The organism is Catellatospora sp. KI3, assembly GCF_029948125.1.
Classification (GTDB): domain Bacteria; phylum Actinomycetota; class Actinomycetes; order Mycobacteriales; family Micromonosporaceae; genus Catellatospora.
This window is the reverse complement of record NZ_JASAMB010000001.1, coordinates 403,212-421,182: the sequence shown is the minus strand read 5'-3', so window position 1 is coordinate 421,182 and position 17,971 is coordinate 403,212. Positions and strand designations below refer to the sequence as shown.

The following is a 17,971-nucleotide window of genomic DNA, read 5'->3' as shown; positions in this document are numbered from 1 at the left end:
TGCCAGTAGGTCCCGCCACAGCGCCCGCCATTACACCCCGCCCCCTTTCTTTTGTCGACCGCGCGCCGGGCCGCGCCGGCGCGGGCGGCGTGCAGTTTCGGGGAAACTGCGCGAATCTTGGGCACTATTCGCACACTTTCCCGGAAACTGCTGCCTCGCGACAGGGGTGCGGGGGTTGGGTAGGGTGCGGATCATGGCGAAGAAGGACAGCCCGATCGAGTACGTCGGCGAGCGGGAGCCCCGTGACAGGGCCAAGCCGGGCAACCGGTCCGGGTGGGTCGGCGGGCTGCTCGCCATCGTGGGCATCCTCGGCGTGATCGCCGCCTACGGCTTCTTCGGGGGCGCTGCCCGCGCGGCGCTGCTCGGCTTCGCCTGCGAGGCGACCGCCTGCTCCATGGTCGGGATGACCACGGCGGGCTGGCTGATCATCGCGCTGCCCATGGCGCTGCTGGTCACCGTCACCCTGATCTGGAAGACGGCCGGGCGGATCGAGCGCCGGGCCCTGGGCGCGCTCGCCGCCGTCGCCAGCGCGCTGCCGATGCTGTTCCTGCCGGGACGCCGCCGCAGCATGTCCGACATGATCTCCGGCCCCGGCTCCGACCAGTTCGGCAGCGGCTTCATGTGGGCCCTGGGCGGCATCGGCGCCACCATCCTGGTGCTGCTGGCGTTCGCGGCGGTGTCGGCGAAGGTTCCACTGGTCAACCGGCGGTTCAACCTTTTCGCCGGGGTCGCGGCCGCGGTGCTGATGGCCGCGGCACTGCCGGTGGCCGTCGCGAACACCTACCCGACCTACGTCCACGCCGCCGAGATATTCCCCGACGTGCTGACCATGAACGGCGACACGCTCACCCGGACCTCCGCGGCCGACCAGCGCGGCTGCGACGGCGTACTGCCCGACGACGCGCTGCTCAACAGCGAGAACTGCTTCCTGACCGTGCGGGCGTCGTTCACCACCGACGACAGCGACGCGGTGGTCGTGTTCCGGGCGGTCCTCTACGGCGACGACGAGACCGCCGACGCCGTACGCGCGGCACTGCCCCGGGGCCTCGACCTCGCCGATACCAGCGGCGACGCGACCACGATCTTCTCGACGAACGGCCCCTGGGTGCTGCTGGGCAGCGCCGCCCACGCCGACGGGCACCCGATCGCCACCGCGGAGCGCAACTGGGTCCTGTGGCCGCTGCGGCAGGTCAGCTACCACTTCATCGGCGCCCAGGGCGGCATCTTCATCGACCCGGACCCGACCGGCGAGGTCCACCCGCGCAACCCCTGACCGTCACCGCGGCAGGCCGGACAGCCTGCCGCGGACCAGCTCCGCGTCCTCGTGGCCGAGCTCCTCCAGGATGGCCAGCGCCCGCTGCCACGCGTCCGCCGCCCGGGACTGCTCGCCGGTCGCGGCCAGGCACTCGCCCAGATGGTCCAGGGCGTCGGCGGTGCCGTGCCGGTCGTCGATCTGGCCGAACAGCTCCACCGCCTCCCGCAGCCGCTCGGCGGCCAGCTCGAAGCGCTCCAGCCGCAGGTACGCGTAGCCGAGGCTGTCCAGCGTCGCCGCCCGCCCGCGCCGGTCGTCGGAGCCGTGCAGCAGGGTCAGCGCGCGCAGGCAGCAGGCCACGCAGCTCTCGTAGTCACCCGCCTGGGCGTGGTACCAGCCCGCGCAGTTGAGGGCGTTGCCGAGCAGGGCGACGTCGTCGGTCTGCTCGAACAGCGGGATGCTGCGCAGCGCCCAGCCGAGCGCCTCGTCGCAGCGGTTCAGCGACTCCAGCGCCAGCGCGATGTCCAGATGGGCCTGGCCCTTCCCGGCCGGGTCGCCGTCCAGCAGCACGATCGCGTGCTCCAGCGCCTCGATCGCCTCGTGGTGGCGGCCCGCGCAGGCCAGCGCCCGGCCCAGGCCCCGGCGGGCGTGCGCGCGGTCGCCCGTGGCGCCGGAGCGTTCGGCGGCGTCGACCGCCAGCCGCTGCGCCGTGACCCAGTCGTGCCAGTACCCCTGCCGGTCCTGGAAGGTCGCGAGGGCCCAGGCGAGCTGCCAGACATGGCCGTCCTGCCCGGACGCCGCGGCGGCGGGCAGGGTCGCGCACAGCACCTCGTACTCCGCGGCGAACCAGGCGTGCGCCTGCGCCGCGTCGGCCAGCTCCTCCGGCCGACCGGGGTCGCGTGGGGCCGGCGGTCGCCGCCGCGGCGCGAGCAGCCGCACCCCGAGCAGCGCCGTGTCCAGGTAGTGGTCCAGGAACCGGGTCGCCGCCGCACCCCGCAGCGGCGCCGGGTCGTGCTCGCGCACCAGCTCGCCGGCGTAGTCCCGCAGCAGGTCGTGGTAGAGGAAGCGGCCCGGGGCGTGCTGCTCCAGCAGGTGCGCCCGGGTCAGCTCGTCGAGCAGGGCGCGGGCCGCCGCGGGCGGCAGGTCGGCGACGGCGGCCGCCGCGGCCAGCGAGATGTCCGGCCCCGGATGCAGCGACAGCCGCCGGAACAGCTCCCCGGCGGCCGGGCTCAGCGTGCGCACCGAGCAGGCGAACGCGGCGCGTACGTCGGTGGCCGGATCGCCGCCGTCCAGCGCGCTCAGGCGGGCGTCGCCGTCCAGCTCGGCGGCCAGCTCCGCCAGCGAGAACGACGGGTAGGCGGCCGCGTGCGCCACCACCACCGCCAGCGCCAGCGGCAGTCCCGCGCACCGCTGCACCAGGCTGTCCACGGCGCTCGGCTCGGCCGCCACCCGCTGCCGCCCGAGCCGGTGGACGAGCAGCCGGTGCGCCTCGTCGCCGGGGAACACGTCGAGGTTCAGCGCGTACGCCGCCTCCCGCGCCACCAGGCTGTTCATCCGGTCGCGGCTGGTCACCAGCACCACGCAGCCGGGCGAAGCGGGCAGCAGCGGGCGCACCTGGCCGGCGTCGCGGGCGTTGTCGAGCACCACCAGCAGGCGGCGCCCGGCGGTGAGGCTGCGGTAGAGGGCGGCCTGCGCCTCCTCCTCGACCGGGATGCGCGCACCGGCGGGCAGGAGGGCCTGCAGGAAGCCGTATAGGGCGCTGGTCGGGCTCGTCGCCGGGCGGGCCGGGTCGTGGCCGCGCAGGTTCACGTACAGCTGGCCGTCGGGGAAGCGGTCGGCGTTGCGGTGGGCCCAGTGCATCGTCAGCGTCGTCTTGCCCACCCCGGCGGTGCCGCTGATGACGGCCAGCACGCCGCCGCGACCGGCCAGCGCGTCCAGCTCCGCCAGCTGCGCGTCGCGGCCGACGAAGGCGGCGCAGCCGACGGGAAGCTGGCGCGGGACGATCGTCGGCGGAGCGGTGCCCGGCACGGCGGCGGTGCCCGGCCCGGCCTGGGGCGGCGCCGAGGCCTCCAGCGCCGGGTCGGTGGCGAGCATCCGCTGGTGCAGCTCGCGCAGCGGCCCGCTGGGCAGCACCCCGAGCTCCTTGTCGAGCAGGGCCCACAGCCGCTGGTACGTGCCGAGCGCGTCGGCCTGCCGCCCGCACCGGTACAGGGCCAGCATCTGGTGGTGCCACAGCCGTTCCCGGAACGGGTGCTCCTCGACCAGCTGCTGCAGCTCGCCGATGAGCGCGGCGTGGCGGTGGCACATGAGGTCCGCCTCGATCCGGGCCTCCAGCGCGGCCAGCCGCTCCTCCGCCAGCCGCCCCGCCTCGGCCGCGACCGCCGCCATCGGCGGCACGTCGGCGTACGCGTCGCCGCGCCACTGGGACAGGGCCTGCGCCAGCAGCACCGAGGCCTGGGACGGGTCGCCGGAGCGCAGCGCCGCCACGCCCGCCGCGGCGGCGGCCGCGAAAACGTCGGCGTCCAGCTCCGCCGGGCCGAGCGCCAGCAGGTAACCGGGCGGCCGGGTGATCAGGACGCTGCCGTCGGGGTCGGCCAGGCAGCGACGCAGCCTCGCCACGTACCCGTGGATCTGGTTCGCGGCGGTCCTGGGCGGCGCCGATCCCCACAGGCGGTCGGAGAGCTGCTCGACCGGGACGATCCGGCCCGCGTCGACCAGCAGCGCCGCCAGCAGCGCCCGCGCCTTGGCCGGTCCCGCCGACAGCCATGCCCCACCGTCGTTGACCTCCACCGGCCCGAGGACGCGAAACCTCACCAAGCCCCCATGCAGTCGCTTATCACCAGGCAATACAGCAGTACCAAAGAATATCTACATGTTACGCACACGGCCGACCGGCAGCATCGATCGCGACAGAGACGGTCCTCGAACTCGGGAGGTTCCATGAAGCGTCGACTTCTCTCCGCCGTGGCGACGATTCCGCTGGTGGCAGCTGGTGTGGTCGCCTCGGTGGCGGCACCGGCCTCGGCCAACTGCGGCAGCCACTCCTGGTCCAACAAGGACGATCAGTCCGGCTACACGCTCGACTCCTCGCCCATCCGCAGCGGCCCGCACGAGTCGTGCGGCACGGTGCGGACCGTCGGTGCCAGCGTGCTGCTGTACTACCACTGCTTCGTCACCAACGAGTCCGGCAACACCTGGACGCACGTGCGCATCGCCGGCACGGAGACGTACGGCTGGGTCTTCGACGACCACATGAACGACCACGGCAGCTACGTCCGCTGCTGATCCACCTGGAATCCGCCGGGGCCCGCCTTCCGACCGGAGGGCGGGCCCCGGCGGATTCCAGACGGTTGTCACACCCTGCCATCATCGACGGGTATGACCTTCGATCGCCGCAAGGTGACCATCACCCTGGGCTTCCTCGCCAGCTTCACCGCGTTCTACTCGATCGGGCGCTTCCCCACCGGCACCGAGGTCCTGAACGTGGTCGACGGTGTGGAGACGCTAGTGGACTCCACCACCGAGCCGCTCGGCTTCGTGCTCGCCGCCGCCATGCTCATCTCGGGGGTGCTCGCACTGGTGGGCACGATCAGGTTCCTGCGCGGTCGCCGGGCCGCCCCCGCGCTGCTGGCCGCGGGCATAGTCGGCCTGGTCGGGGTGCTTCCCGGCGTGCTGTCCCTGTTGGCATACCGGCTGATGGCCACGGCCGCGCCGCGGACCTGACGCCGGTCAGCGCCGGGCGGCGAGCGGTGCGACGGCCGCCGGGACGGGCTGCGCGGCGGGGGCGGTCCGCTCGCCCAGCAGCACCCGGCGCACGACCCGCTCGCTGGCGCGGCCGTCCTCCAGCGCGCAGAACCGGTTGCGGAACGAGGTGCGGGCCCGCCGGGCCGCCTCGTCGTCGACCGTACCGGCCAGGAAGCGCTCGACCAGCTCGGCCTGGGTGGTCACCACGACGCCGGGGGACTGGTCGAAGACGTCGAAGTACACGCCCCGCTTGGTGCGGTACTGCTCCCAGTCCGAGGCGAACACGACGATGGGCCGGTCCAGGATCGCGTAGTCGAACATCGTCGAGGAGTAGTCGGTGATCAGGACGTCGGCGGCCAGGTACAGGTCCTCCACCACCGGGTACGCGGTGACGTCGACGACCTGGGCGGAGCCGGTGCCCGACCGCTGGGCCGCAGGCTCGTAGAAGTAGTGCGTACGCAGCAGGATCGTGGTCTCCGGGCCCAGCGCCTCGGCCAGGGCGGCGACGTCGAGGTGGCCCGCGAAGCGGTTGGCGGTGCTGCCCCGGTGGGTCGGGGTGTAGAGGAGCACCCGCTGGCCGGGCGCGACGCCGAGCGCGGCGCGGACCCGCTCGCCGTGCTCGGGCGCGGCGTTGACCAGGATGTCATTGCGCGGATACCCCACTTCGAGCGACTCGAAGGTCCCCGGGTAGGCCGTGCTCCACGCCTCGGTCGAGTGCCGGTTGGCGGCGATGCTGAAGTCCCAGCGGCTCACCCGGCGCAGCAGCTCGTCGCCGCCCTCGCCCTTGCGGCCGGCGTGCACGAAACTGTCCACGCCCATGAGCTTGAGCGGGGTGCCGTGGTGGGTCTGCACGTGCACGCTGCCGCGCCGCTTGACCACGTAGTCGGCGAAGTTGACGTTCCCGATGAAGAAGGCGCCCCGGGCCATGATCCAGAAGTACTGGAGCGTCTCCTCCACGACGTACGACACGTCGGGCGGCATCGTCGCGGCCGCCTCCTTCGTGACGACCCAGACCCCGCGCACACGCGGCGCCACGTCCCGGGCCTTCTCGTAGATCGCGGCCGGGTTGCACCGGTAGCCCCGACCCCAGTACGCCGTGTAGACGGCCAGGTACGGGTCGATCGGCAGCAGCAGGAAGAGCCGGTAGCAGAGGTACTTGACCGCGCGGAACGCCTGGCGGACCAGTCGGCGCAGCTTCGGAAGGACGCTTCGCAACGGACTGACCCCCGACATGCCGACCCCTAACGCACCAGAGTGAACAGAAGGTATCAGCTCGTCGCCGTACGCGAGAAGGCCAGGTTTTCCAGGTGGTGCCCCTGCGAAGCTGGACCGGGTGTGGCAGGCTCCGGTGCTTGTGATGGCGCCTCACCCCACCCAGACGGTCCGGCTGTACGGACTCGCCGCCGGTTCGCTGGTCACCGGCATTCTCGCGCTGGTCGCGACGGGGAACCTCGACCGCGACTCGCAGGCGCTGGCACCGGCCCTGCAGTGGCTGAGCGTCCTCTCGTTCGCGCTGTTCCTGATCACGTGTGCGGCCGGGATCTTCGGATGGATCCTGCGGGAGCACGAGATCTGGCGGCGGACAGGTGCTCCGGAGCGGGCCGCCGTACTCGCCGTGGCGCGCGCCGCGGCCGAGGACCCCCGCCAGTCCGAATACCAGGCAGTACTGGCCCAACGCCAGGCGACCGCCGAGCAGTACGAGCGTTCCCAAGGCCAGAGCGCGGCGGCAGGGGAGTGAGCCGCCGGATCCGGTTCGACCGCGGCGTGCGGGTCAGGCCTGCTCCCGTTTCAGCCGCTCCTGCCGCCGGCGGTACAGCTCGCCCAGGCTGACCTCGGACGTCTGCCTCCGGTAGTACTCCCAGGCGCCGTGCCGCAGCAGCTGCAGGCAGCCGAGGAGCAGCAGGGCCAGCTCGGCGGAGGTCAGCACGCTGCGCAGGTCGGTGTACCACGGGGGTATGAGGCCGAGGTCGGTGGTCGACCACTGCGGGGCGAGACTGTCCTTGGGGCTCGCGTAGTCGGTGCTCACGCCGACGCCGCAGGACAGCCAGTAGACGGCCGCGAAGCCGCCCGCCCAGATGAGGTTGCGGAAGGTCGTCTGCTCGCGGCGTACGAGGATGCCCAGTGCACCGAAGACCGCCGCTAGGACCGCGCCGGTCACGGCGTGCCAGTGCAGGTTACGGGTGACGTTCTCGACCAGCAGCTCCGGCTCGTAGAACTCGCGCGCGAGCGGGGAGGCGAGGAAGCGTGGGCCCTCGTCGGCGATCCAGGCCGCGCTGAACGCTGAGACGGCGAGGTCGGTGAGGGCGACCGCGGCCAGGGCGAGGATCAGCCTCGACGCGAGCACGACGGGTCTGGTGGGAAGGTCGGTCATGTGTACCCCCGGTGTCGACGACCAGTGGACGCTAGTGATCGGGACCGCACCGGGCAAGGCCATTCCTCCGCATCGGCTGCTGCCGGGTGTGAGGCGCGCTTGCGGACCGCCATCGCCGAAGCGAGGATCTACTGCTGCCTCGCGCCAGTGCAGTCCGGCTGTTGACCCTGGCGTTGATCTAGGGATCCGGTTTTCTTTGGATCAAGGTCGGGCGGCGCGGCTTCAGCCCGGTTCAGCTGGTCTTCGTACGTCTGGCGCCGGGGTTCGCGGTGCTGGCGCCGATCGTGCTCGCCAAGGGCCTGCGATTTCCGCGGAAGGCGGCCGTCTGGGGGCATCTCGCGTCGCGGCGCTGGTCGCGAACGCCATCGCCCGGACGACATCGATGACGCGAGACTGAAGTCTGAGGCATGGATCAGGTCGGCCTGTGCACCTCATGGCGTCGGCCCCAGGAATCGCGAGAAGCCGCCGGCCTGGGTGGGCCAGGTCGGCGGCTTCTCGCGGCGGAAAGGGTGCGGGCAGTCGGCTATGCAGGGAGTCCGCTCGGTCAGCAGCTGCCCACAGCGACCTGGACCTCGTACTCGAAGCCGGTCTCGTCAACACACTTGTACCGGTCGTAGGTGACACCGCCAGAGCAGGTCTGGCCGAGATAGACCCCGGAGACCGCGGCCTCACGGAAGACTCCGCCGTCCGGGGAGCTGATCGGGACGAGAACGAGATTGTTGTTGCCGAGTGCGGAGGCCTTGACGCGGACAAGCGACTCGACGACGATCGTCGCTTCCGGGCGAAGCCGGTACTCGTGTACCTGTCGCCCTGCGGTGTCCTCCGCGGCGGCCGGCATGTCATCGACGATATCCGCGTCCCTTACCCACAGGATCTGCCCGGGCCGGCCCGACTTGCCGTCCGAGCCGCCGTACTGCAGCACCGGCCGACAGCCCTCCAGCCCAGACGGCACGTCCTGCGGCGGATCGAGTGGCACGACCTTCAGCGTGACGGTCGTGGCCGTCAGCGCACTGATGCGCCGGGCCTCGGCGTAGGTCGGTGCGGAGCCGTTGTAAGAGATGTTCTGTTTCAGCGCAGTCGTGTCTTGACGAGACAATGTCGTGATCCCCTCTTCCGGTGAAGTGGCATGTCACCGACGGCAGAAACGGGATTCGGCTTCTCCAGCGCCTGCGCAATCAATAACCATGCGCGCATTTCCTCGGTGGCCTTCAACCCGATTCCAAGATCGGCTGATATCGACTCAACGACGGATTTCGGCAGAGGTTTCGGGCGGTGGCACCGTCGTGCGATGAGTCGGTCGCCATCGCCCGAGCCCGACAGTAAATCAGCATCTATCTATTGAACTGGTCTTTTCTGGGCACCATCGAACTTCGACTGCGCCGCGTACCGCGGGCCTTGGACTGGCTACACGCCGTACCCGACGGACATGATCCGCGAGACGGGACCCAGGGGCGCGGGGTCGGCGTGCGGCGAAATTTCGAATCACATCATTGATCGGATAGACTTAGTCGACTGTATGGCGGGCGATGCGTTGGCCTGCTGTCGCGGCGGCCTGCCTGGGCAGGCTCCTCCTGCGGCGGCCATGGTCAGGACCTGTGGTTTACCAGTCACATTACGTTATAAAATCGTTATACTTACATACAGTGACCTGCTTCTGATTTGGGCGCGGCGATCGATGCACGACTGGAGTATTTGTCAAAGTCGATGTTTGTGGACACTCTTCACTCAGGGTAGCGATCTGGAAACGTTGTGATTTCTGCGCTGATCAAACGGTATGGAGCGCGAGCGCCGGTCGGTTACGGTCGCTGAATGGGGGCGGCCCGCGGGTGCAACCGCGGGCAGCGTGTTCCCACTAATGCCCCGTCAGAGGAGAACAGGTGAGAACAAGGAACATGCTAGCGCCGCAGCGACGATACGGTCTCAGCAGCCTGACCGGCCTGACGATGGCCGCCGGACTGCTCGTCGGCATTCCCGCGGCGAGCGGCGCCGCCGGGGTGGACGACGTCGTCATCACCGGTCAGGTGGTCAGCGCCACCGCCAGCTACCAGACCATCAGCAGGAACATGGATCCCTCGACGCTTTCGAGCGTGAAGAAGCTCGGGGGTGCCTACGTCGAGCTGATGTGGTGGCCGTCCGATGCCTACGACGAGGGCGATCCCAGGGGCGTCAAACCCGGCGAGCCGCGATCGCTGACCGCGGTGGGCGCGGCGCTGGCCGACCGGGACGGGCGATACGCGATCGGGGCCGCACCGAGCACGGCGATGCTGGACGACGCGGCTCGCAACGACGGCTGGGTCAATTTCCTGGCCGCCACGTCGCACGGCGCGCACTACCTCCTCGAAGGCGTCTCCCGGCGCTGGGACGGGCGCAGGTGGGTCGACCACGGGGACGAGCGGCCGGGCATGTCGCCGAAGGATGTGCACCGGACCGTCTTCGCCAAGGACGTGTCGACCGGGCAGGAGAAGTACGGCACGAACCCAAGGCTGCTCGAACGGAAGCACGACGCGAACACCGTCGCCGCATCACTGTCCAGCTGCCTGTACGTGCATCAGTACTACGACTACAAGTACACGAACGTGCTGGAGTTCCACAACACCGCAGACGCCGACTCGCGCTGGGACTACGGCGGCACCGCCGACAGTGATGTGGAGATCGGCGTCAATTACAGCGGCAGCAGCTGGTCGATCGGCGGCACTGCGCACATAGGCACGTCCTACGGCAGCTCGATATTCGGGAACGTCAGCACGAACTACGGCAAGTACATCTCGACGAACTTCCGTTACGACCACGGTTATCTGGCAGACGCGGGAGTCGGATTCTGCGACTACGCCGGTGACTCCTTCGTCAAGGCCAGCAGGTGGGAGGGCAGCGGAATCCAGACTAACCACGACGTGTCGCAGTACGACTGCAACGATTCGCCGCAGATAAACTACCGGGAGAGATATCAGATCGGCCAAGGGTTCACGAAGAACTCGGCACGAGCTGCCAAGTTCGGCATCGGCGTCAGCTTCCCCTTCGTCAATCTCGGTGTGACGAGCGGCTATTCCAGCCGCGTCGACATGACGTGGGAGGCAAAGCGGAACTGGATTTACATCTGTGGCGGAAACGCGTATCCGGCCTACGCCAGTGTCATCTACACCTACTAGGCTGAGATCGACGATGGCGGCGGCCCTGGCCGCCGTCATCCTGTGGATCGCGGGCTGCCAGATGCTCGCCACCGACGGTCCGCTCATGACGGGGCAGGACCGCACGACGTCATACGGGAGCTGGGACGTCGGCAGTGTCCTGTCGTTCGGCAGCTCGAAGATCCGCAACCCGACGGACAGCCCGATCCGGCTCGTCGACGTCATCGCTGATCCGCCCGATGGGCTCGTCGTGAAGGCGATCTACGTGGTGGACCTGACCGACGTGCAGGAGACCTCAGGCCTCGCGACCGGATTCCCTCCGCCCAACCAGGCGGGCGACACCTTCACGCCGGTCGACGGGGCCACGCTGCGAGCCAACACCTGGTATCAGGTGATGTTCATGGTGGAGGTCGTGAAGCAGGGCCGCTGGACCATGCCGTCGTATGACCTGGTCTACGAAACCGAGGGCCGCGAGTATCGCGCCACGGCGCCGCACGGCCTGAGAGTGTGCTCTCCGCAGCCCACCGACTGCGCTTGAAGTCCGGAGACCGCCACGTTGAAGGCGGCGATCCGGCCACGCGGGCGGGCCGGCAAGCTTTGCTTCAGCAATCCGCAAGGCCAGCGGCATCTCGTCGCACAGCTCGGTGAGCCGATGTCGCGGCGATCGGCTCGGCGGCGACCCGGTCCGCTCCCAGCACCCGACGCGACAGCGTGAGAGCGTCGCCCGGGTGCGGCCGGCGACGGGTGCGGAGCCGACCGGTACAGGCCGAGCATGGCGACGACATCCGCCGGGATCTCGGCGGCGCAGTTGGGCTGGCACCTCGACGGCTCGAACCGCGCCGTGCCTCGCGTCGGCGCAGCTCGCGCAGCAGGCGGGCCAATTCCAGCGAAGCCTGTTCTGGACACATTCGGCTACTTGAGTATGCGCGGTAGGTGGCTGGATCTTCGGCGCCGCAGCCCTCAGCGGGCGTGTTCAACGACGTTCAATCGCGCCGTTCACCGGCGTTCAGGTTTCTCGCCTCTCGGCTCGTCGCCACCGAATCCTGGAAGGCCCAAACAGGACGGAGAAAAACATGACCCTGCGCCTACGGACTCGTATCGCAGCCGCCACGGCGGTCGTCGTGTCCGCATCGTTCGTTTTGCTCACCGCGGCCTCACCCGCCGCGGCGGATCCGGCCGGGCAGGTGATCGTCAAATTGACCTCCAACCCGAGCTTCGGAGACCGCCTGGAAATGCCCGCCACATGTCCCGCCGGCACCGCAGTGGCCGGCGGCGGCGGATACCTCACCGCCCCGGGCGCACCCCTCGGTCACGTGGCGCTGGACCGGCTGCAACCCACCTTCGAAAACAAGTACTGGGTGAGAACCCACCGGATCGACGACTCCGAGCCGTCCTGGCTGCACACGGCGGTCGCCATCTGCGTCCCGAAACCGACCGGCTGGGAGATCGTTTCCCAGCTGGGCGGCGTTCAGCAGGAGTACGTCACCACGCCGACCTGCGGCACCGGCCGGAGCGTCATCGGGGCGGGCGGCCGGACCAACAAGGGAGATTCCAACGTCGTCCTGGAGGATGTCATCCCCTCCGCTGACCTGAAGACCGTCACGGTACGCGGGGTGGAGATCACCGGATCGAACGACGACGACTGGAACGTCACCGCCTACGCGGTCTGCGCCGACACCCCGGCAGGGCTGCAGCGGGTCGCGTTTTCGACGCTGAGCGACAGCGACTCGCACAAGACGGCGTCCGCCAGCTGCCCGGCCGGCAAAGCGCTCTACGGCACTGGTGTGGCGGTGAACGCCGGCAACGGCAACGTGCTGCTCAGCGGCATCAACACCATCGGCAATGACCAGGTCGCAGCCTGGGCCGATGAGATCATCGGCGGGTACGCCGGCGACTGGAGTCTCACCGCCTATGGCATCTGCGGAAGCTGACGGATCGACGATGCCTGGCCCGCGACCCGTATCGCAGGGTCAGGCATCGTCACGCTCGCCGATGCCGGCCCGCCCTGTGGCGAAGCTGTCGATTTCGTGGATTCGAAGACCCGGATAACGTCCCACTTCGCCTGGCAGAACCGCCCGTGATCAGCTGCGGCCTACATGAGCGCATCGAGGACGGCGGCTCGCTGAACCCGAGCGAGCGCTTTTCCTCTTCGCCGGGAACCCCGACCATTTCGCTGGGGAACGTGCGCCCGGGCCGATAAACAGCCTGCTAGCAGCACGGATTAGGGGTGAAATCATAGGTTAGAAGTGCCCCCGGCAGGATTCGAACCTGCGCCCCCGCCTCCGGAGGGCGGTGCTCTATCCCCTGAGCTACGGGGGCTCAGCGACCGACAAAGAGTAGCAGGGCCGACCGGCCGGTGCCGAATCGGTATCCGGCCCGTGTCGCGGTCACGCCAACCCACCCTCCTTAGCGCCCGCACCCCGCCCAAGGCCGGTTCGCGGCCGCAGGTACGTGCACCTTCCCGGGCAGCTGCGCGGAGGCGGCCAAGAGCTCTGGGGGTTGTGCAGTGTTCTGACCGTTCGCGGCGATCTTCGGCACCTGCCGTTGTCGGTGATCGCCGTCTCCGGTCGGAAGTTGGGTTCGGTCGAGATCCTGTGCAGGAGTTCGACCGCCAGTGGCGATCTTCGACCGGGTTCAGCTCCTTGATCGGCATTGGCGGTCGACGCGTCGGCTATCGGCCCGGGTTGTGACCGCAGACGGCGATCAAGAAGGGGACAGCCGAGTTAGTGACCGCAGACGGCGATCTCCGCCAGCCGCCAGCCGCACGACCATCGCGTCAAGCGTGCGACGCCCAGCACGCCGAGCGCCACCCGGGCGGCAGCGGGCGTCGCCCGCCCGTATCCGGAAGCCCGACTCCGGCCATACCGCTGAAGAAGCCCCACCGAACCAGGCCCGGCGGGGCTTCTCGAAAGATCCGCTCAGCTGAAGCCGAGCGTCTTCTGCAGTGACTGCATGGCGGCGATCTCGCCCTGCTGCCCGCTCTTCATCGTCCCGGCCAGCCACGTGACATCGCCCTGGTCGGTCTCCGAGAGCACCGCGTCGACCATGTGAATCCCGCCCAGATGATGCTTGATCATCATCTGGAGGAACAGCCGGTCGACCTCGGGCCCGGTCGCCTTCTCCAGCGCCGTCATCTCCTCCGGCGTGGCCATGCCGGGCATCAGGTTGCCCTGGACGGCGCTGTCGCCGTCGGGCATCCAGGCCATCGGCTTGGCGGGCGAGTTGACGTTGAGCTTCCAGTCCCGCAGCCACTGGCGCATCATGCCGATCTGCGCCTGCTGGGTCATCGCGATGTCGCCGCCGAGCGAGCGCACCGCCGGCGAGGCCGCCCGGTCCGCCGCGATCATGCCCATGGCCACGGCCTGGGCGTGATGGGAGGACATGTCGCGGGCGAACCCGGCCGCAGCCGAGTCGTCGGCGGGCAGGCCGGAGCGCTGCACCAGGTGGGTGCCGACGAAGCCGATGGCGACGCCGAGCAGGAGGGCGACCAGCCCGGCGATGCCGACCTGCCGCCAGCGGCTCGGGCTGGTCGTCTCCTCGGTCATCAGCCGTTCGCGCCCTGCATCATCTGCTGCACCTGCTCCTGTGTCAGCGGCGTGACACCGGTGGCGGTGTTGCCGTTGGAGCAGACCGCGCCGGGCTCCTGCGTGGCGTTGATGCGCAGGTCGGTGATGAAGTCGTCGATGCGCTTGTCGTCGGCGCTGTCGAGCTTCAGCTGGAAGCCCCACGCCTGGAGCGAGATCGGCTTGTCGAGCTTCTCGATCGGGCTCATGAGCATGTACTCCTTGCCCGTGACCTTGGCGGCGAGCTTGGCCACCTGGTCGGCGGGCAGGTCACTGCGGTACGCGACCCACACGGCCCCGTGCTCCAGCGCGTGCACGGCGTGCTCGTTCGGGATGGGCGCGTCGTAGACGTTGCCCATGCACTGCTGCCAGACCTCGTTGTGGTTGCCGCCGACGGGCGGGCTCTGCTTGTAGGTCTGCGTGCCGTACGCGTGGGTGCGGGTCAGGTCGGCCGCGTTGGTCTCGCGGTAGTCGACGATGCCCGGGATCGCCTTGGCGGCGCCCTCCCAGTCGAACGGGGGCTTGAAGGCCTGCCAGGCGCCGTAGCCGATGATGCCCGCGGCGAGCACGCCGACGGCGGTGAACATGGCGATCGGGCCCCAGTTGCGGCCCTGGTTGACCTTGATGGGCGTGATCGGCTTGCCCTTCGGGCCCTTGGGCGGGGTCTTCGCACCGGCCGGGGTCTTCTCGCCGGGCTTGGCGCCGGGCTTGCCGCCGACCTTCACAACGTTGGGGCGGTGCTGCTCGCCGCCCTGCGTGCTGATGCTCATCGTGGTGTCCGTCACATCGAGGGGTGGGCGCGCCCGCCATGTGGTGGGACGCAGAGGGCCGAAGTCTACCCGGTTAGCATGGCCGGGTGACTCCCGCGAATCTTGCCGACGCTGTTCTCGCCGCCGCCAGGGCCGTTTTCACGGCCCGTGAGCTCGATCTGTCGGCGCTGCCGACGGTGGCGACGGTGGAGCGCCCGCGCAATCCGGAGCACGGAGACTACGCCACCAACCTGGCACTTCAGGTCGCCAAGAAGGTCGGCGCGAACCCCCGCGAGCTGGCGGGGGCCCTCGCCGAGGAACTCAGCAAAGTCACAGGCATCGCTTCGGTGGAGATCGCCGGGCCGGGCTTCCTGAACATCCGGGTCGACGCCGCGGCCGCCGGTGAGCTGGCCCGGCTGGTGGTCACCCAGGGGGGTGAGTACGGGCGGGGCACCGCGCTGGCCGGGCAGAAGCTGAACCTGGAGTTCGTGTCGGCGAACCCGACCGGCCCGATCCACCTCGGCGGGGTGCGCTGGGCCGCGGTCGGCGACGCGCTGGCCCGGCTGCTGAAGGCGGCCGGCGCCCAGGTCACCACGGAGTATTACTTCAACGACGCCGGGGCGCAGATCGACCGGTTCGCCCGGTCGCTGCTGGCCGCGGCCCGGGGCGAGGCCACCCCCGAGGACGGGTACGGCGGCGCGTACATCGCCGAGATCGCGGCGGCGGTGCGGGCGAAGAACCCGGCCGCCGACGACGTGGAGACGTTCCGGGTCGAGGGCGTCGAGCTGATGTTCGCGCAGATCAAGTCGTCGCTGGCCGAGTTCGGCACGACTTTCGACGTGTACTTCAACGAGAAGGACCTGCACGACAAGGGCGAGCTGGACCTGGCGCTGGCCCGGCTGCGCGAGCAGGGCCACGTGTACGAGTCCGAGGGCGCGACCTGGCTGCGCACCACCGACTTCGGCGACGACAAGGACCGGGTGCTGCGCAAGAGCGACGGCGACTGGACCTACTTCGCCGCCGACTGCGCCTACTACCTGGACAAGCGCGAGCGCGGCGCGGACCTGGTCGTGATGATGCTGGGCGCCGACCACCACGGCTACGTGGGCCGGATGCGGGCCATGTCGGCCTGCTTCGGCGACGACCCGGACCGCAACCTGGAGATCCTGATCGGCCAGCTGGTGAACCTGGTCAAGGACGGCGCCCCGGTGCGGATGAGCAAGCGCGCCGGCACCGTGGTGACGATGGAGGACCTGGTCGAGGCGATCGGCGTGGACGCCTCGCGGTACGCGCTGGGCCGCTACAGCATCGACTCGCCCATCGACATCGACGTGGACCTGTGGACCCGGGCGTCGAACGAGAACCCGATCTACTACGTGCAGTACGTCGCCGCGCGTACCGCCGGGGTGGCCCGGCAGTCGGCGGAGCTGGGGCTGACCCGCGACTCGGCCGAGTTCGACGCGGCGCTGCTGGCGCACCCGAAGGAGCTGGAGCTGATCAAGGCGCTCGGCGACTTCCCGGGCGTGGTCGCCCACGCCGCCGAGCGGCGCGAACCGCACCACATCGCGCACTACCTCGAGAAGAACGTGGCGCGGGCGTACCACCGCTTCTACGACGACTGCCGCGTCACCCCGATGGGGGACGCGCCCATCGAGCCTGTCAACGTGGCCCGGCTCTGGCTCAACGACGCCACCCGCACCGTCATCGCCAACGGCCTCGGGCTGCTCGGCGTGACCGCCCCCGAACGGATGTGACGGCAAGACCATGAGAGCTCACGAGGCCGGTGCCCTGCACGGAGAGATCGGGCAGACCGGCCCCACCTGGCTGCGTACCCCCGTCGACGTGAACGCGCTGCTGGAGCCGCTGTGGCCGCGCACCGCGCGCAAGGACGGCGACGGGGTGCTCCAGGTCGGCGGCCTGAGCGTGGCCGACCTGGCCGAGCAGTACGGCACCCCGGCGTACCTGCTCGACGAGGAGGACTTCCGGGCCCGCTGCCGCGCGTTCAAGCAGGGCTTCGACGGCGCGGAGGTGTACTACGCGGGCAAGGCGTTCCTGTGCCGGGCGATCGTGCGCATCCTGGTCGAGGAGGGCCTGAGCCTGGACGTGTGCAGCGGCGGCGAGCTGGCCATGGCGCTGTCGGGCGGCATGGACCCGGCGCGCATCGGGCTGCACGGCAACAACAAGTCGGTCGCCGAGCTGACCCGGGCGCTGCGCGCCGGGGTGGGCCGGATCGTGGTCGACTCCTTCGACGAGATCGACCGGCTGGGCGCGCTGGCGCGCGAGCTGGGCGTACGGCCCAAGGTGATGATCCGGGTCACGGTCGGCGTCGAGGCGCACACGCACGAGTTTATCGCCACCGCGCACGAGGACCAGAAGTTCGGCTTCTCGCTGGCCGGCGGCAAGGCGTTCGAGGCGGCCCGGCGCATCCTGGCCGACGGCAGCCTCGAACTGCGCGGGCTGCACTCGCACATCGGCTCGCAGATCTTCGACACCTCCGGGTTCGAGGTCAGCGCGCGCCGGGTGCTGCAGCTGCAGCACCGGATCATCGAGGAGCTGGGTGTCGAGCTGCCCGAGCTGGACCTCGGCGGCGGCTTCGGCATCGCGTACACCAGCCAGGACGACCCGCAGCCCGCGGCCGACCTGGCCGAGCGCATGTTCAAGATCGTCGAGGGCGAGTGCCGGGGCCTGGGCATCGCCCAGCCGCACCTGTCCATCGAGCCCGGCCGCGCCATCGTCGGCCCGTCCACCTTCACGCTGTACGAGGTGGGCACCGTCAAGCAGCTCGACGGCCTGCGCACCTACGTCAGCGTCGACGGCGGCATGAGCGACAACATCCGCACCGCGCTGTACGACGCGTCGTACTCCGCGACGCTGGCGTCACGCACGTCACAGGCGGAGCCGATTCTCGCCCGCGTGGTGGGAAAACATTGTGAAGCCGGGGACGTGGTGGTGAAGGATGAATTCCTGCCTGCCGACGTGAAACCAGGAGATCTTATCGCCGTGCCGGGTACCGGTGCGTACTGCCGGAGCATGGCGAGCAATTACAACCAGGTGCCGCGGCCGCCGGTGGTGGCCGTACGGGACGGGCAGGCACGGGTGATCGTGCGCCGGGAGACCGAGGACGATCTCCTGGCGTTGGACGTGGGGTAGGGGGCGTTCGCCCCCGC

The 17,971-nt window shown here is 69.9% G+C and carries 15 protein-coding genes and 1 tRNA gene; 9 read left to right on the top strand and 7 right to left on the bottom strand.

The annotated features are described in order from the left end of the window. The first annotated feature begins 193 nt into the window (after positions 1-193). Entirely contained in the window at positions 194-1,273 is a 1,080-nt protein-coding gene (locus tag QEZ54_RS01950; RefSeq protein WP_281302687.1) for a hypothetical protein, read from the top strand. Between the two features lie 3 nt (positions 1,274-1,276). Here QEZ54_RS01950 and QEZ54_RS01945 read toward each other — a convergent pair whose 3' ends face one another. Then, positions 1,277-4,066, bottom strand: coding sequence for an AfsR/SARP family transcriptional regulator (locus tag QEZ54_RS01945; RefSeq protein WP_281302686.1), 2,790 nt, complete (start codon positions 4,064-4,066; stop codon positions 1,277-1,279). Between the two features lie 126 nt (positions 4,067-4,192). Here QEZ54_RS01945 and QEZ54_RS01940 point away from each other — a divergent pair, with 126 nt between their 5' ends. Beyond that, a complete protein-coding gene (locus tag QEZ54_RS01940) occupies positions 4,193-4,537 on the top strand; it encodes a hypothetical protein (protein WP_281302685.1) in 345 nt (114 codons plus the stop codon). A 93-nt stretch (positions 4,538-4,630) separates the two neighbouring features. Further along, positions 4,631-4,975: a hypothetical protein gene (locus QEZ54_RS01935; protein ID WP_281302684.1), complete on the top strand. Its 345-nt coding sequence runs from the start codon at positions 4,631-4,633 to the stop codon at positions 4,973-4,975. A gap of 6 nt (positions 4,976-4,981) precedes the next feature. Here QEZ54_RS01935 and QEZ54_RS01930 read toward each other — a convergent pair whose 3' ends face one another. Further along, the gene (locus tag QEZ54_RS01930) at positions 4,982-6,211 is read right to left on the bottom strand and encodes a CDP-glycerol glycerophosphotransferase family protein (protein ID WP_281302683.1); all 1,230 of its coding nucleotides are present in this window, start codon (positions 6,209-6,211) and stop codon (positions 4,982-4,984) included. A 142-nt stretch (positions 6,212-6,353) separates the two neighbouring features. Here QEZ54_RS01930 and QEZ54_RS01925 point away from each other — a divergent pair, with 142 nt between their 5' ends. Continuing rightward, on the top strand, positions 6,354-6,734 hold the full coding sequence (locus QEZ54_RS01925; RefSeq protein WP_281302682.1) for a hypothetical protein: 381 nt from the start codon (positions 6,354-6,356) through the stop codon (positions 6,732-6,734). A 33-nt stretch (positions 6,735-6,767) separates the two neighbouring features. On the opposite strand, the gene QEZ54_RS01920 is transcribed toward QEZ54_RS01925, so the two are convergent. Together QEZ54_RS01920 and QEZ54_RS01915 are read right to left on the bottom strand one after the other, a co-directional pair. Continuing rightward, positions 6,768-7,367 carry a hypothetical protein gene (locus tag QEZ54_RS01920; RefSeq protein WP_281302681.1) on the bottom strand — a complete coding sequence of 200 codons (600 nt, stop codon included), beginning with the start codon at positions 7,365-7,367 and terminating at the stop codon, positions 6,768-6,770. Between the two features lie 544 nt (positions 7,368-7,911). Next, positions 7,912-8,463: a hypothetical protein gene (locus tag QEZ54_RS01915; RefSeq protein ID WP_281302680.1), complete on the bottom strand. Its 552-nt coding sequence runs from the start codon at positions 8,461-8,463 to the stop codon at positions 7,912-7,914. Positions 8,464-9,259: 796 nt separating this feature from the next. Here QEZ54_RS01915 and QEZ54_RS01910 point away from each other — a divergent pair. The 3 genes from QEZ54_RS01910 (at position 9,260) to QEZ54_RS01900 (ending at position 12,423) form a co-directional block, all read left to right on the top strand. Further along, complete coding sequence (locus QEZ54_RS01910; protein WP_281302679.1) at positions 9,260-10,513, top strand: hypothetical protein; 1,254 nt, start codon at positions 9,260-9,262, stop codon at positions 10,511-10,513. 13 nt (positions 10,514-10,526) lie between these two features. Further along, complete coding sequence (locus QEZ54_RS01905) at positions 10,527-11,030, top strand: hypothetical protein (protein WP_281302678.1); 504 nt, start codon at positions 10,527-10,529, stop codon at positions 11,028-11,030. Between the two features lie 535 nt (positions 11,031-11,565). Then, positions 11,566-12,423 (top strand): hypothetical protein, encoded by an 858-nt coding sequence (locus tag QEZ54_RS01900; RefSeq protein WP_281302677.1) that lies wholly within the window; start codon positions 11,566-11,568, stop codon positions 12,421-12,423. Between the two features lie 316 nt (positions 12,424-12,739). Here the strand turns inward: QEZ54_RS01900 and QEZ54_RS01895 are convergent. The 3 genes from QEZ54_RS01895 to QEZ54_RS01885 form a co-directional block, all read right to left on the bottom strand. After that, a tRNA-Arg gene (locus QEZ54_RS01895) sits at positions 12,740-12,811 on the bottom strand. Between the two features lie 599 nt (positions 12,812-13,410). After that, positions 13,411-14,037 carry a DUF305 domain-containing protein gene (locus tag QEZ54_RS01890; protein WP_281302676.1) on the bottom strand — a complete coding sequence of 209 codons (627 nt, stop codon included), beginning with the start codon at positions 14,035-14,037 and terminating at the stop codon, positions 13,411-13,413. Further along, on the bottom strand, positions 14,037-14,825 hold the full coding sequence (locus tag QEZ54_RS01885; RefSeq protein ID WP_281302675.1) for a DUF3105 domain-containing protein: 789 nt from the start codon (positions 14,823-14,825) through the stop codon (positions 14,037-14,039). Before QEZ54_RS01885 ends, QEZ54_RS01890 begins: the two co-directional genes overlap by 1 nt. Before the next feature lie 86 nt (positions 14,826-14,911). Between QEZ54_RS01885 and argS the strand changes: the two genes are divergently transcribed. Together argS and lysA are read left to right on the top strand one after the other, a co-directional pair. Beyond that, positions 14,912-16,558: an arginine--tRNA ligase gene (gene argS / locus QEZ54_RS01880; RefSeq protein ID WP_281302674.1), complete on the top strand. Its 1,647-nt coding sequence runs from the start codon at positions 14,912-14,914 to the stop codon at positions 16,556-16,558. A gap of 10 nt (positions 16,559-16,568) precedes the next feature. Beyond that, positions 16,569-17,954 carry a diaminopimelate decarboxylase gene (lysA, locus tag QEZ54_RS01875; RefSeq protein WP_281302673.1) on the top strand — a complete coding sequence of 462 codons (1,386 nt, stop codon included), beginning with the start codon at positions 16,569-16,571 and terminating at the stop codon, positions 17,952-17,954. Positions 17,955-17,971 lie beyond the last annotated feature (17 nt).